A 14423-nucleotide genomic window follows, 5' to 3' on the forward strand; every position below is an offset into this window, starting at 1 on the left:
CCAGACCAGATCACCGACCCAGACCAGCTACACCCAAGAGGAAGGACAGCGGACGTGCCCGCAGCCATCGAAGTACGCAAGGTGCCGATCCACTCCGTCGCAGACGCGAGCGAGCTCGCCAAGCTCATCGACGACGGTGTCATGGAGGCCGACCGTGTCATCGCCATCATCGGCAAGACCGAGGGCAACGGCGGGGTGAACGACTACACCCGGATCATCGCCGACCGGGCCTTCCGCGAGGTGATCGCGGCCAAGGGCACCCGCTCCGCCGAGGCCGTGCGCGAGATCCCGATCGTGTGGTCAGGCGGCACCGACGGTGTCATCAGCCCCCACGCCACCATCTTCGCCACCCTGCCCGACGACAAGGTGGAGAAGACCGACGAGCCGCGCCTCTCGGTCGGCTTCGCCATGAGCGAGCAGCTCCTCCCCGAGGAGATCGGGCGCACCCCGATGATCGAGAAGGTCGCCGACGCCGTCAAGGTCGCGATGGAGCGGGCCGGCATCACCGACCCGGCCGACGTGCACTACGTGCAGACCAAGACGCCGCTGCTGACCATCCACACCATCCGCGACGCCAAGAGCCGCGGCAAGCAGGTGTGGACCGAGCAGACCCACGAGTCGATGGACCTCTCCAACGGCGTCACCGCCCTGGGGATCGCGGTCGCGCTCGGCGAGATCGAGATGCCGACCGACGACGACGTGATGCACAGCCGCGAGCTCTTCTCCGCGGTCGCCTCCTGCTCCTCGGGCGTCGAGCTCGACCAGGCGCAGGTCGTCGTGGTGGGCAACGTCCGCGGCGTCGGTGGTCGCTACCGCATCGGCCACTCGGTCATGAAGGACGCCCTCGACCAGGACGGCATCTGGGAGGCCATCTCGAACGCCGGCCTGGAGCTGCCCGAGCGTCCGCGCACGGCCGACCTCGACGGCCGCCTGGTCAACGTGTTCCTCAAGTGCGAGGCCAGCCAGGACGGCGAGGTCCGCGGACGTCGCAACGCGATGCTCGACGACTCCGACGTGCACTGGCACCGCCAGATCAAGGCCGCCGTCGGTGGCGTCACCGCTGCCGTCACCGGTGACCCCGCGGTCTTCGTGTCGGTCTCCGCCGCCCACCAGGGCCCCGAGGGTGGCGGCCCCGTGGCCGCGATCGTCGACCTCGGCTGACGCACCCGCACCACACGCACGAGAAGGGGCGCCCCCGCTGGGGGCGCCCCTTCTGCGTTCTCACCGGGTGCGCGCACCGGGCCGGTCGGCCGGGAGCGGTGCGCTGGCAACCGTTCGGGTGGGGCGGGTGGTTGCTGGCTCACCGCTGCGGCGGTCGACCAGCCGGCCCTCAGCCGGCGTAGCGCTGCCGGCGGCGGGCCAGCACGGTGGGCGTGCTCAGCTCGGCCAGGCCGCCCAGCTCGTGGCGCAGCACGCTGCCCAGCCGGCGGCAGAACTCCTCGGGCTCGTCGGCGGCGTCGGGCCGCTCCGGCACGATCCTGTCCACGATCCCGGCGGCGTGCAGGTCGCTGGCCCGCACCCCCTGCTGCCGGGCCATCTCCGGGGCGCGGTCCGGGGTCCGGTGCATGATCGCGGAGGCTCCCTCCGGGGGGAGGGGCGACAGCCAGGCGTGCTGGGCGGCGATGACCCGGTCGGCCGGGAGCAGCGCCAGCGCGCCCCCGCCGCAGCCCTGTCCGAGCAGCACGGTGACCGACGGCGACTGCAGGGTGACCAGGTCGGCCAGGCAGCGGGCGATCTCGCCGGCCAGCCCGCCCTCCTCGGCCTCCGGGGAGAGCGCGGCGCCGGGGGTGTCGATGACGGTGACCAGTGGCAGCCGCAGCTCGGCGGCCAGCCGCATCCCGCGCCGGGCGGCGCGCAGCGCGCCGGGGCCGAGCGGCTCGAGCTCGGTCTGGGTCGACCGGTCCTGCCCGAGGAGCACGCAGGGCGCGCCCTCGAAGCGGGCCAGGGCCAGGAGCATGCCGGGGTCGCTCTCGCCCTCACCGGTGCCGTTGAGGGGGATCACCTCGGAGGCGGCGTGCCGCAGCAGCTGGCGCACACCGGGCCGGTCCGCGCGGCGGGACCGGGTGATGGACTCCCAGGCGTCGATGTCCGGGTCGGGCGCCGGAGCGTCGGCGAGCGGGTCCGGGACCGAGGCGGGCGGTGCCGCGGTCAGCACGGCCAGCGCCCGCTCGACGATCGCGGGCAGCTCCTCGGGGGGCACCACGCCGTCGATCAGGCCGTGGGCGTAGAGGTTCTCCGAGGTCTGCACGCCCTCGGGGAAGGTCTCGCCGTAGAGCGCCTCGTAGACGCGGGGGCCGAGGAAGCCCAGCAGCGCGCCGGGCTCGGCCACGGTGATGTGGCCCAGCGAGCCCCACGACGCCATCACGCCGCCGGTGGTGGGGTGGCGCAGGTAGACCAGGTAGGGCAGGCCGGCGTCCTTGTGCCGGGCGACGGCGGCGGAGATCCGTGCCATCTCGACGAAGGCGACGGTGCCCTCCTGCATCCGGGTGCCGCCGGAGGTGGGGGAGGCCAGCAGCGGGAGGCCCTCGGCGGTGGCACGCTCGATGGCGGCGATCAGGCGCCGCGAGGCCGCGACCCCGATGGAGCCGGCCAGGAAGGCGAACTCGCCGGCGACCAGGGCCACGCGGCGGCCGCGGACCAGGGCCTCGCCGGTGATCAGGGCCTCGTCCTCGCCGGACTTCTCGGCCGCGGCGACCAGCTGGGCGGCGTACTCGGGGGAGATCTCCCCCCGCTCGGGCGGGGTGTCCCAGCAGACGAAGGAGTCGGGCTCGACCACGCGCCCGATCAGCTCACGGGCGGGCGTGGCGACCCGCTTCACGACAGCGGCTCGCTGGCCCAGGCGCGGATCTCGGCGTCGTGCTGGCCGAGCGTGGGCGGGGCCTGGTGGGTCGCGCGGCCGCCGGAGTAGGGCTGGTCGTCGAACCGGATCGGGGACCCCGGGAGCTGCAGCGACCCCTGGGTCGCGTGCTCGACGTCGAGGAGCAGGCCCTGGGAGCGGGTCTGCTCCCAGCTGTAGACGTCGTCGATCGAGCGCACCTTGCCCGAGGGGATCCCGGCCCCGGCGAACAGCTCGAGCCAGTGCTCGGCCGGCTGCTGGGCGAAGACCTCCTCGATCACGGCGGTCAGCTCCTCGCGGTGCCCGACCCGGTCGCCGTTGGTGGCGAAGCGCGGGTCGTCGACGTCGATCCCGGCCGCGGCGGCGAAGGAGCGCCACAGCGTCTCGGAGCCGCAGGCGATCTGGACCGGCGAGGTGGCGGTGTGGAACAGCCCGTACGGCGCGATGGAGGGGTGGTGCGGACCGGACATCCCGGGCACCTCCTTGGCGACCGTCCAGCGGGTGCCCTGGAAGGCGTGCACGCCGACGACGCTGGCCAGCAGCGAGGTGCGCACCACCCGGCCGCGACCCGTGCGGGAGCGCTCGTGCAGCGCGGCGAGGACGCCGTACGCGCCGTTCATCCCCGCGAGCAGGTCCGCGATCGGTACGCCGACCTTGGTCGGCTGGTCGGGGTCGCTGCCGGTGATGCTCATCAGGCCGCCCTCACCCTGGGCGATCTGGTCGTAGCCGGCGCGGGTGGCCTCGGGCCCGTCGTGGCCGAACCCGGTGATCGAGAGCAGGATCAGGCGCGGGTTGAGCTCGTGGAGCCGGTCGAGGCCGAAGCCGAGCCGCTCGAGCACGCCTACCCGGAAGTTCTCCATGAGCACGTCGCTGCGACGCACGAGCCCGGCGAGGACCTCGCGGTCCTCCTCGGTCTTGAGGTCGAGGACGACCGACTCCTTGTTGCGGTTGGCGGCCAGGAAGTAGGTCGACTCGCGCTCGTCGCCCTCGCCGATGAAGGGCGGGCCCCAGCCGCGGGTGTCGTCACCGGCCGGGCTCTCGACCTTGATCACCCGGGCACCCATGTCGCCGAGCATCATCGCGGCGTGCGGGCCGGCGAGGGCGCGGGTCAGGTCGAGCACGACGAGGTCGTCAAGGGGTGCCGAGTGCGGGTCCATGGCCGCACGCTAGCCCTGTGTCGAACCGGCCCCTATGGCACCACTTGCCAACGCCAGCCCGTGGTTGTTGTGGTGCAGGTGGACCTCAGGTGTCGCGCACGCAGCGCAGGACGACCACCGGGTGGGCCAGCAGCAGGGCGCGGGGGTCGGAGGCCGGCAGGGCGACCGCGGCCAGGAAGACCAGGGCCGCTCGGCGCACCTGGGCGGTCAGGCGGGCCTGCGTGGTGAAGTCGAGGACGTCGGGCTCGGCGTCGGTGAGGTCCAGCACGGCGTCGAGGCAGACGGTGGAGCCCGGTGGCAGACCGGCCTCGGTGAGACCCACCTCGACATCCTCGCTGAACCACTGCGGACGCCCCTCGACGGGCGGTGCGAGGGCGGCGACGAGTCGGTTGAGCGGGCCCTGCGTGGCAGTGAGCACGAGCAGCTCCCCACCCGGCCGCAGCCGCCGGTACGCCGCCCGCAGCGCCGCGGCCACGTCGGGCACGTAGTACATGGACTGCACGAACAGCACCACGTCGAACGTCTCGTCGCCCAGCGGGGCGGCCTCGGCCGCGGTCTCGTGCACCACGACGTCGAGACGGGTGCCGAGGGCGCCCAGCCGGTCGGCGAAGGCGCGCGCGCTGCCGGCGTACGGCTCGACCCCGACGTAGCGCACCGGGCCGGGGCCCTCGAGCAGCGTCGCGGCCACGAGGGCGTCGACCGAGCCGTCGCCGCAGCCGAGCGACAGCACGGAGACCGGCCCGACGGCGCGGGGCCGCAGGAGGGAGCACAGGTGCTCCTGGATGAGCCGGCGCTGGTCGGAGCGGGCCTCGAACGAGGCGTGGGCGAGGGCGTAGCCCTCGGGCTCGAGCCCGGGGAGCGCGCTGCTGCCGAGCGCCGTGCGGACGTGGTGGAGGAGCTGGTCGGCGGTGGCGGTGATGGTCACGGGACTCCCGGTGCACGGTGGCGAGGACTGTGTCGGTCCTCGGTGCCGAGTCAACCACGGCCCGCCGCCGACGGCCGTCAGCCCGGTGGTCTGCGGGCAGGGGTGAGCGGCGCCGCCGACCCGCCTGCCTAGGGTCGAGGTCATGGACTCCTCCTCGCTGCTCGCCCGCGCCGTCGACGCGACCCTGGACCGCTCGGTGGTGCTGGGCTACACCTCCATCGGCTCCGGAGTACGCCGGAAGTTCTGGCCGGCCGATCCCGCGCCCGGATCGCTGGTGGGCAAGCGGGTGCTGGTGACCGGGGCGACCTCGGGCATCGGGGAGGCGATGGCGCGCTCGTTCCTCGACCTGGGGGCCACGGTGCACCTGCTGGGCCGCAACCCCGACAAGGTGGCCGACTACGCCCGCGACCTGCGCCTCGAGGTGCCCAACGCCGACATCGTGGAGGAGGTCTGCGACCTCAGCGACCTCGACGCGGTGCGCGCCTTCAGCACCGACCTGGCCGGCCGCGTCGACGCGCTGCACGGGCTGGTGCACAACGCCGGCGTGATGCCCCCCGAGCGCGTCGAGAGCGCCCAGGGCCACGAGATGGCGCTGGCCGCGCACGTGCTCGGGCCGCACCTGATGACCCACCTGCTGCGCGAGCGGCTCACGGCCGGGCCGGGCTCCGTGGTGTGGATGAGCTCGGGCGGGATGTACGGCTCGGGGCTGCGCACCCGCGACGACGCCGACATCGAGTACCGCCGCGGTGAGTACAAGGGCGTCCAGGCCTACGCCCGCACCAAGCGGATGCAGGTCGTGCTGGCCGACGCCTGGGCCACCGAGCTGGCCGGCACCGGCGTCAAGGTCGAGAGCATGCACCCGGGCTGGGTGCGCACCCCCGGCGTCACCGAGAGCCTGCCGACCTTCAACAAGGTCCTCGGCAAGGTGCTGCGCGAGCCCGAGGACGGTGCCGACACCGCGGTGTGGCTGGTGGCGACCCGGCCCACCTCCGAGCACCAGCACTTCTGGCACGACCGGGCCCAGCGGCCCACGACCTTCGGCTGGCAGCGCCAGCAGGATCCCGACCTGCGCGCCCGCCTGCTCGAGTACGTCGCCACCGTCACCGCGACGCCCCGGTTGCGCTGAGCGGCTGGCCCGTCCTGCCCCCGGCCGGGAGGCTCGACCAGCGCAGCGAGCGCCGCTAGGTTCGATGTATGGAGTCTCGGCGCACCTCCGGCGGGGCGGCGCGCGCGGCTGTCGTCGCCGTGGTGGGCTGCACCGTGCTGGTGCTCCTGCTGGCGGTGTGGGCGGCCTCCATCGGGCCGGGCGAGGTGCTGAGAGGCGAGGGGCCCGACCGGGTCACGCTCCCGTCCGCGCCGCAGACGACCCCCTCGGTCGACGGGATGCTCGGACCCCTGTCGGAGGGGACCCGGCCCGGTCCCGATGAGCAGTCCCCGCTGCTGGCGGTGCTGGCCGGCGTGCTGATGCTCGGTGCTGGCGTGGCGCTGGCCGTCGTCCTGGGCCTGGGCGCGCGCCACCTGTGGCGGCTTCGCCCCGCCGCGGCTGCGCCGAGCGACCACGTGGAGTTCGACGTGCTCGAGCCTCCCTCGCGGGCGGTGATCGGAGAGGCGCTGGCTCGTGACGCAGAGGAGCGACGCAGGGCCCTGGCGCAGGGATCCCCGAGGAACGCGATCGTCGCCTGCTGGCAACGCTTCGAGGACCGCGCGGCCGATCTCGGCGTGCACCCGAGGGCGTCGGAGACATCGACGGAGTTCGCACGCCGGGTGCTGGAGCTGTCCGGCGCGGACGCCGCCACGGTGAGCGCCCTGGCCGAGGGGTTCCGCGAGGCACGGTTCAGCCGGCACGAGATCGGCGAGGACGCGCGGGCGCGAGCGATCGCCCTGTGGGAGGACCTGGACTCGGTCCTCGTCGGGCGGGGGGAGCGGTCGTGAGGCGTCGCTGGGGGCTGCGCACAGGCGCAGCGGCCGTCGGAGTCGCCGTGCTGGCGATCGCGCTGCAGGTCAGTGGGTTCGAGCCGGACCTCCTGCGTCTGGCTCTGGTGTGCGGGGCGTGCGCGGGCGCCTCGTGGGTCATCATCGACGTGCTCGTGGACGCCGGCCCCGGATGGGGGATCCGCGTCGAACCGTCGGTGGCCGCGCCCGGCGCGGACAGGCGGCTCTCCACCTACCAGCGGATGCTCGACAACCACCTCCAGGCGACGGACCCGGACGCCAGCGTGCGTGACGCCCTCGAGCGGCTGGCGCGCCGCGCGCTCGCCCAGCGCCACCACGTGGCGTGGGAGGCAGCCGCCCGCAAGCGGGTCCACCCCGAGCTGCTGGCCGTGCTGGACGCCGCGCCACGCCGTATGAGCCCGGCCGAGATCGACCGCTGCATCCACCACATCGAGGAGATCTGAGCATGCCGGCACCGATGTCCGTCCACGAGACCAGCCGCCGCGCGGGTGACGTCCTCGCTGAGGTCGAGCGCATCATCATCGGCAAGCACGACCAGCTGGAGATTGTGCTGGCCGGGCTGCTGGCCAAGGGCCACGTCCTCCTGGAGGACGTCCCGGGCCTCGGCAAGACCTTGGCGGCGCGGTGCCTTGCCCTGGCGCTGGGCCTGGACTTCGCCCGGGCCCAGTTCACGCCGGACCTGCTGCCGGCCGACCTCACGGGTTCCTTCATCTACGACCAGGGGCGCGGCGAGTTCGAGTTCCGCCGCGGGCCGGTGTTCACGGGGTTGCTGCTGGCCGACGAGATCAACCGGACCCCGCCCAAGACCCAGTCGGCGCTGCTGGAGGCCATGCAGGAGCACCAGGTGAGCGTCGAGGGGCAGACCTTCGCCCTGCCGGACCCCTTCCACGTCCTGGCAACGGCCAACCCCATCGAGTACGAGGGCACCTACCCGCTGCCCGAGGCGCAGCTGGACCGGTTCCTGCTGCGCGTCTCCTTCGGCTACCCCACCCACGCCGAGGAGTACGCCGTGCTGGCCGGTCGGCTCGACCGGCGCCAGGAGGAGGTGACCCTGGACCCGATCACCGACGCCGCCGGCCTGCGTGCCATGCAGGCCGCCGTGGAGACCGTCGCCGTGGACGAGAGCGTCGGGCGCTACTGCGTGGCGCTGGCTGCAGCGACCCGGTCGCACCCGCAGGTGCTCACCGGCGCGTCGCCCCGCGGGTCCCTGGGCCTGGTCCTGACGGCGCGGGCACTGGCCGTGCTGCGCGGGCGGGACTACGTCACCCCCGAGGACGTCAAGGCGGTCGCCGGTCCGGTGCTCGCCCACCGGATCACGCTGCGGCCCGAGCTGTGGATGTCGGACGCCTCGGCGGCCCAGGTCGTCTCGGCAGTGCTGTCCACGGTGGCAACCCCTGCCACCCTGGAGACATCGGTCGGTGGGGCGTGAGCCGATGGCGCGTCACCGCCTCCTTGGGGAGAGCGGCCCTCGTCGCGTCCACGGGCACGGCGCTCGCCGTGCTGCTGGGTGACCCGGTGCTGGTGGTGCTGGTCGCGCCGCTCGCCCTGTGCGCCGCCCTGGGGTTGCTGCGGGCCACCCGCTCGACGCCCACGGCCCGCGTCCAGCTCGACCACCAGGTGCTGCACGAGGGCCAGGGCACGACGTCGCGGCTGACGCTGACTGGCGCGGACGCGGCCGAGCACGTCGCCCGGGTCAGCGGGCGGACGCCGTACGTCGCGTTGCATCCGGCGCACGGCGTCGTCGGGACGCTGTGGCAGCCGGGTCGGGGGCTCGACCTCGAGGTCAGCCCTCGACGGTGGGGGCTGCGTGCGCCGGCCGAGGAGAAGGTGGCCCTCACCACGGCGTGGGGCGGCTGGCGCTGGGGGCCGGTTCCGGTCGTCGCCTCGTCCCTCCGGGTCCTCCCGGATCCGGCAGCCTTCGACTCGCGCGCCGAGATGCCCCAGCCCCTCGGTCTGGTCGGGACGCACCGGTCCGCGCGGGTGGGCGCCGGCTCCGAGCTCGCGGGCATCCGGGCCTTCCGGGCCGGGGACAGGCTGCGCCGGGTCGACTGGCGGGTCACGCTGCGTACTGGCGAGCTGCACGTCGTCTCCACCCGCAGCGAGGAGGACAGCGCCGTGCTGCTCGTGGTCGACGCGCTCGCCGACCACGGCCGTTCCGGCGGCTTCGGGGCCGAGGAGAGCAGCCTGGACCTCAGCGTCCGGGCCGCTGCCGCGGTCGCCCGCCACGTGGGGCGGACCGGGGACCGGGTGGGGCTGCGCGTGATCGGGCCGGCCGCAGGCTCCGTCGGCTACGGGTCCGGTGAGCGTCATCAGCAGCGGATCCTCACGGCCCTCGCGGGGGTGCGGCCCAGTCGGTCCACGGAGGTGGAGGCCGATCGTCTGCGCCTGCGGGTCACGCCCGGCACGGTGGTCGTCATCCTCTCGCCCATGCTCGACGACCTGGTGTCCACGCTCACCGCGACCCTCACCAGCCGCGGACTGCCGACGCTCGTCGTCGACACCCTGCCTCGCCGTCTGGTCGGCACCGGTCCCGACGCCGTCGGTGCGGTCGAGAGGCTAGCCTGGCGGATGCGCCGGATCGAGCGGGACCTGCTCCTCGCCGACGTCGAGACACGGGGGTGCCCCGTGGTGCCGTGGCGCGGGCCCGGGACCCTCGACGAGGTGCTCCGAGGCTTCGCCCGGGCGGCCCGGACGCCGCGGGTGGTCGCGCGATGACCCCGTTCGTCGGCCGTCTCAGCGCCGGCCAGTGGGTCGTCCGGGCCCTCGTGGCCGTGCTGCCGACCGCGGCGGGGCTGTGCACCCTGGGTGCCGGGGAGGCGCCCAGCGCGTGGTTCGTCGCCCTCGTGCTCGTCCTCGGCGTGGGCTGGGCGGTCTTCCCCGAGTCGGCCGCCGGCGCCACGGTGCTCGTGCTCGTCATCGCCTGGTGGGGCATCGGTCTGCGGGACGGCCTCGACCCCTGGGCGTTGCCGGCGGCCCTCGCGCTGCTCACGGCGCACGTCGCGGCCACGATCGCGGCGTACGGACCTGCCGGCATGCCCGTCGATCCGGCGCTGGCCCGGCTCTGGGCCCGCCGGGCCGGGCTCGTCTACCTGGCGGCTCCACTCACCTTCGCCCTGGCCGTGGCTGTGCGCGACGTCGCACCGCCTGCTGGCATCTGGGTCGCAGGACTCGCCGCCGTGCTGGGCGCCAGCACCGTGGCGTCGGTGCTCCTCACGCAGCGTGACTGACGCCCCGGTTGCGCTGAGCCCACCGGGCGGTCCGGATACTGGTCGGGTGAGCCGACGACTGAAGACCTGGCTGCTGGTGGGCGTGCTGGCCACGATGATCAACCTGCCACTGCTGCACAGCACGCTCCAGGCGCGCGACCTCGACCGCAACGGCACCCGCAGCACCGTGCCCGCGCAGACCCTGGAGGAGGCGCAGACCGCCGACGGCGGCGCCGCCCTGGAGGAGGCCGTGCGCGACGCCGAGAGCGGTCTCGTCGAGCGGCTGGTGGTGGTCCGCCTGCCCGCCGAGGTCGTCGAGGCCGTCGTGGGTCAGCAGGTCGAGGAGGGTGCCCCCGCGGCGCAGGACGACCGGGTGCTGGTGCCCTTCGAGGAGGCGGCGTACGACGCCGTGGTCGCGAGCGGGGAGACCGAGGTGGTGCACCTCCCGGACAACCCCAAGGTCTACCGCGTGAGCGGGCGCGTCGACAGCAACGCGGCGCTCGTCACCACCCTGGTCGCGAACGCGATCCTGGTCGCGCTGGTGGGCTTCTTCCTGGCGGTGCGCAGCCGGTTGCGCCCCGAGCTGCGGCTGCTCGCGACCGAGGACGTCGTGCGCGCCGCCCCCGGGGGCGTGCTCGAGCGGCTCGAGGGCACGTCGTACCGCGTCTGCGGCGACGTCGCCGTGATCGAGCGGGACGAGCTGGTGCTCGAGGTGGGGGACCGGCGGGTGCGGGTGCACCTCGACGGGCACCACAACCCGGCCGGCTACCAGCAGAGCGTCGAGGTCCGCGGCACGATGGTCGGCTGATCCGCGGATCGCAGCGGGGCACAGGTGTGCCCCCTGCCGAGCGCCCGACGTGGGACCTCCTGGTCCGGACTCGTCGGGTGGGGTGAGGACGCCCGGTTGCCTGCCAGACTCCTGGGCATGACCGCCTTGGACGACTTCAGCGCCCGCAGCATCGACGGCCGGGAGGTGGACCTCGCCGACTACCGCGGCCAGGTCGCGCTCGTGGTCAACACCGCCTCGCAGTGCGGCTTCACGCCGCAGTACCAGGGCCTGCAGCAGCTGCACGACACCTTCGCCGAGCGCGGCTTCAGCGTGCTGGGCTTCCCCTGCGACCAGTTCGGCGGCCAGGAGCCCGGCGCCGACGACGAGATCGCCGGCTTCTGCGAGCGCAACTTCGGCGTCACCTTCCCGCTGTTCTCGAAGGTCGAGGTGAACGGGGACGACGCCCACCCGCTGTACGCGTGGCTGCGCTCGGAGAAGGGTGGCGTCCTGGGCAGCAGGATCAAGTGGAACTTCACCAAGTACCTCATCGGCCGCGACGGGCAGGTCGTGGCCCGCTACGCCCCCACCACCAAGCCCGAGAAGATCGCCGCCGACATCGAGAAGGAGCTCACCCGATGACCCGTTTCTCCGCCAGCACCGAGGCCACCGCGGTCGTGAAGGCCACCCGCCAGGAGATCTGGGACCTCCTGGTCGACCCCGACGCGATCGCCGAGATGACCCCCTTCGTCAAGCGGATCACGGCCGACGGGGAGCACTGGCGCTGGGAGATGAGCGGTCTGGAGGTGCTGGGCAAGAACGTCTCCCCGGCCTTCACCGAGAAGATGACCTTCACCGACCTCGAGCGCATCGAGTTCCGCCACGACCCGCCCGAGGGTGCGACGGAGCGCTCGGCCGTCGAGGGGTGGTACCAGCTCTCCGACGCCGACGAGGGCACCCACCTGGCGACGAACCTGGAGATCACCCTCGACCTGCCGCTGCCCAAGGTCTCCTCGAAGGCGGTCACCGCCACGATGAGCGGGGTCATCGAGAAGATGGGCGACCGGTTCTCCAAGAACCTCCTCGAGCGGCTGGGCACCACCGAGGCCTGAGGTCCGCACGGCCGCACCGACGTACGCAGCAGCCCCCGACCGAGACCGGTCGGGGGCTGCAGTGCGTCAGGGCCTGCGGGTCCGGCTCAGACCCGGACCGACTCCTCGTCGCTCAGGCCGTTGAGCTCGCCGTCGAGGTCCTCGTCGCGGTAGGTCGCGCCGCGGTCGAGGCGCTCGCCCTCGACATCGACGTTGGGCAGGATCTTGTCGAGCCAGGCCGGGAGCCACCAGGACCTGTCGCCCATCAGGTAGAGCAGCGCCGGGATCAGCACCATCCGCACGATGAAGGCGTCGAAGATGATGGCGACCGCCAGGGCGAAGCCCATCGACTTGATGATCGCGTCGTCCTGGAGGATGAACGCCGCGAAGACCACGGTCATGATCGCTGCAGCCGCCGTCACGACCCGGGCGGAGTTGCGGAACCCGTCGACGATCGCGTCGGGGGTCGACATGCCGTGCACGCGGGCCTCGCGGATGCGGGTCACCAGGAACACCTGGTAGTCCATCGCGAGACCGAAGACCACGCCGATGAGGAACAGCGGGATGAAGCTGACCAGCGGCTGACCCTCCACGAGCCCGCCCCAGCCGAGCTGGAACACCGCGACGGTGGTGCCGAGGGTGGCCAGCACCGAGAGCAGGAAGCCCAGGGTGGCGGTCAGCGGCACCAGGATCGACCGGAAGACGATCATCAGGAGGATGAAGGCCAGGCCGACGATGATCGTGAGGTAGACCGGCAGCGCGTCGGCGAGGCGGTCGGACACGTCGGTGGTGATCGCGGTCAGTCCGGTGACGCCGATGTCGGTGCCGGTGGAGTCCTCCACGCCGGCCTCGCCGTCGCGCAGATCGGTGAGCAGCTCCTGGGCCTCGGCATCGGCGGGACCGAACTCGGGCAGGACCTGCACCAGCGCACCGGTCGCCGCCGCGGCCGGCGTACCGGGCTCGGCGCTGGGGTCGGCGTTGGTGCCCACGACCTGTGCGTTCTGGACGCCCGGGAGTCCGGCCGCCCACTCGACGACGCCGCCGAAGGCCGCGCCCTCCTCGCCCGACGCGATGTCGCGGGCGTCGACGACGACCAGCAGCGGCGCCTCGCGGCCGGGGCCGAACTCCGCCGAGACCAGGTCGGAGGCCTTGCGCTGGGTGGTGTCGCTGGCGGCGGTGGAGTCGGTCGGGAAGGCCAGCTGGAGCTCCTTGAGCGGGATGGCGAGGGCGCCGAGGGCGACCACGACGACCAGCACCAGCGCGACGGGGCGCTTGCCGACCCAGCGGGCCCAGCGCACGCCGTTGTTGACGACGAGACCCTGCTCGTCGCGCTTCGGGGCGTAGCGGCGGACCTGGCCGCCGAAGGCCTTGCGGCCGAGCATGCCCAGCACCGCCGGGAGCAGCGTGAGCGAGATCAGCACGGCCACGAACACGGTGGCCGCCGCGGCGAGACCCATGGCGGTCAGGAACGGGATCCCGACCACGGCCAGCGCCGACAGCGCGATGAGCACGGTCAGGCCCGCGAAGACGACCGCGGAACCGGCGGTGCCGACCGCGATCCCGACCGCGCGGGCCCGGTCGTCGGTGTGGTGCAGCTCGGTGCGGTAGCGGGCCAGGATGAACAGCGTGTAGTCGATGCCGACCGCCAGACCGATCATCGTGGCCAGGATCGAGGTGCTGCTGGAGATGTCGACGACCGCGGTCATCGCCGTGACGCCGGTCAGGCCGATGACGACCCCGATGAGGGCGGTGATGATGGGCAGACCGGCCGCGACGAGCGAGCCGAAGGTCAGGATCAGCACCAGCAGGGCGATCCCGATGCCGATGGCCTCCGAGGCCAGGCCGGGAGTGGCGAAGCCGGTGGCTCCGGGGCCGTTGGCCTCGACGGTCAGGCCCTCGTCGCGCGCCTGGTCCATGACGTCGTCGAGCGCATCGAGGGTCGCGGCCTCGACGTCGGCGGGCGTCTCCACGTCCCAGGTGTAGGTGATCAGACCGGTGCGGCCGTCCTCGGTGAGCGGGGAGATGGCCGCCGCGTTGCTGCGGGCCCGCTCGACTGAGCCGCCACTGGCCTTCGCCTGGTCGACCAGCATCTGCTCCTGGCCGGCCGCGGCCTGGCCGGGGGGCACGATCTGCACGTCGTCGGCCTGCTGCGGGAGACCGGCGAGGTCGACGACGAGCTGGTCCACGACCGCCGCGTTGGCGGGGTCGGCCAGGGTCTCGCCCTGCGGCGCCTGCACGACGACGGTGACGTTGGCCTGGTCGAAGGCGCTCGTGGAGCCCGGGAAGAGCTCGGCCTGGAGGTCGGCGGCCTGCTCGGAGGGGATGCCGGGGATGGTGAAGTTGTCCGACATCGGCTTGGCGAAGCCGGCGGCCAGGCCGATGATCACGGCGAGGACGCCGACCCAGCCGGCGATGAAGAACGGCCAGCGTCGGTAGGCGGTGGTCCCGAGTCGGGCGAGCAGGGTGGCCATGGTGTCTCTCCTGTGGGC

At 73.5% G+C, this 14423-nt stretch carries 14 protein-coding genes; 10 read left to right on the forward strand and 4 right to left on the reverse strand.

From position 1 onward, the window contains the following. Positions 1-54 precede the first annotated feature (54 nt). Positions 55-1161: a barbiturase gene (gene bar / locus I601_RS06535; RefSeq protein WP_068107557.1), complete on the forward strand. Its 1107-nt coding sequence runs from the start codon at positions 55-57 to the stop codon at positions 1159-1161. Positions 1162-1330: 169 nt separating this feature from the next. On the opposite strand, the gene I601_RS06540 is transcribed toward bar, so the two are convergent. The 3 genes from I601_RS06540 to I601_RS06550 all read right to left on the reverse strand — a co-directional run bounded on the left by I601_RS06540 (position 1331) and on the right by I601_RS06550 (position 4918). Beyond that, entirely contained in the window at positions 1331-2818 is a 1488-nt protein-coding gene (locus tag I601_RS06540; RefSeq protein ID WP_068107559.1) for a carboxyl transferase domain-containing protein, read from the reverse strand. Continuing rightward, positions 2815-3993: a CaiB/BaiF CoA transferase family protein gene (locus I601_RS06545; RefSeq protein WP_068107561.1), complete on the reverse strand. Its 1179-nt coding sequence runs from the start codon at positions 3991-3993 to the stop codon at positions 2815-2817. The genes I601_RS06540 and I601_RS06545 overlap by 4 nt, the downstream gene beginning before the upstream one ends. Before the next feature lie 85 nt (positions 3994-4078). Then, positions 4079-4918, reverse strand: coding sequence for a class I SAM-dependent methyltransferase (locus tag I601_RS06550; protein WP_068107562.1), 840 nt, complete (start codon positions 4916-4918; stop codon positions 4079-4081). 142 nt (positions 4919-5060) lie between these two features. On the opposite strand from I601_RS06550, the gene I601_RS06555 reads away from it, so the two are divergent. From I601_RS06555 to I601_RS06595, 9 genes are all read left to right on the forward strand, one after another. Beyond that, positions 5061-6044, forward strand: coding sequence for an SDR family NAD(P)-dependent oxidoreductase (locus I601_RS06555; protein WP_068107565.1), 984 nt, complete (start codon positions 5061-5063; stop codon positions 6042-6044). Between the two features lie 68 nt (positions 6045-6112). Beyond that, entirely contained in the window at positions 6113-6850 is a 738-nt protein-coding gene (locus I601_RS06560) for a DUF4129 domain-containing protein (RefSeq protein WP_068107566.1), read from the forward strand. Further along, a complete protein-coding gene (locus tag I601_RS06565) occupies positions 6847-7314 on the forward strand; it encodes a hypothetical protein (protein WP_157519935.1) in 468 nt (155 codons plus the stop codon). The genes I601_RS06560 and I601_RS06565 overlap by 4 nt, the downstream gene beginning before the upstream one ends. Before the next feature lie 2 nt (positions 7315-7316). Beyond that, positions 7317-8300: an AAA family ATPase gene (locus I601_RS06570; protein ID WP_068107569.1), complete on the forward strand. Its 984-nt coding sequence runs from the start codon at positions 7317-7319 to the stop codon at positions 8298-8300. Next, positions 8297-9586: a DUF58 domain-containing protein gene (locus tag I601_RS06575; protein ID WP_084527279.1), complete on the forward strand. Its 1290-nt coding sequence runs from the start codon at positions 8297-8299 to the stop codon at positions 9584-9586. The genes I601_RS06570 and I601_RS06575 overlap by 4 nt, the downstream gene beginning before the upstream one ends. Next, entirely contained in the window at positions 9583-10098 is a 516-nt protein-coding gene (locus tag I601_RS06580; protein ID WP_068107571.1) for a hypothetical protein, read from the forward strand. The genes I601_RS06575 and I601_RS06580 overlap by 4 nt, the downstream gene beginning before the upstream one ends. A 46-nt stretch (positions 10099-10144) precedes the next feature. Next, a complete protein-coding gene (locus tag I601_RS06585; protein ID WP_068107573.1) occupies positions 10145-10885 on the forward strand; it encodes a hypothetical protein in 741 nt (246 codons plus the stop codon). A gap of 117 nt (positions 10886-11002) precedes the next feature. Then, entirely contained in the window at positions 11003-11485 is a 483-nt protein-coding gene (locus I601_RS06590) for a glutathione peroxidase (RefSeq protein WP_068107574.1), read from the forward strand. Then, entirely contained in the window at positions 11482-11955 is a 474-nt protein-coding gene (locus I601_RS06595; protein WP_068107577.1) for an SRPBCC family protein, read from the forward strand. The genes I601_RS06590 and I601_RS06595 overlap by 4 nt, the downstream gene beginning before the upstream one ends. A gap of 86 nt (positions 11956-12041) precedes the next feature. Here I601_RS06595 and I601_RS06600 read toward each other — a convergent pair whose 3' ends face one another. After that, positions 12042-14405 carry an MMPL family transporter gene (locus I601_RS06600; protein ID WP_068107578.1) on the reverse strand — a complete coding sequence of 788 codons (2364 nt, stop codon included), beginning with the start codon at positions 14403-14405 and terminating at the stop codon, positions 12042-12044. Positions 14406-14423: the final 18 nt, after the last annotated feature.

Origin of the sequence: Nocardioides dokdonensis FR1436 (genome assembly GCF_001653335.1) — a bacterium.
GTDB classification, from domain to species: Bacteria; Actinomycetota; Actinomycetes; order Propionibacteriales; family Nocardioidaceae; genus Nocardioides; species Nocardioides dokdonensis.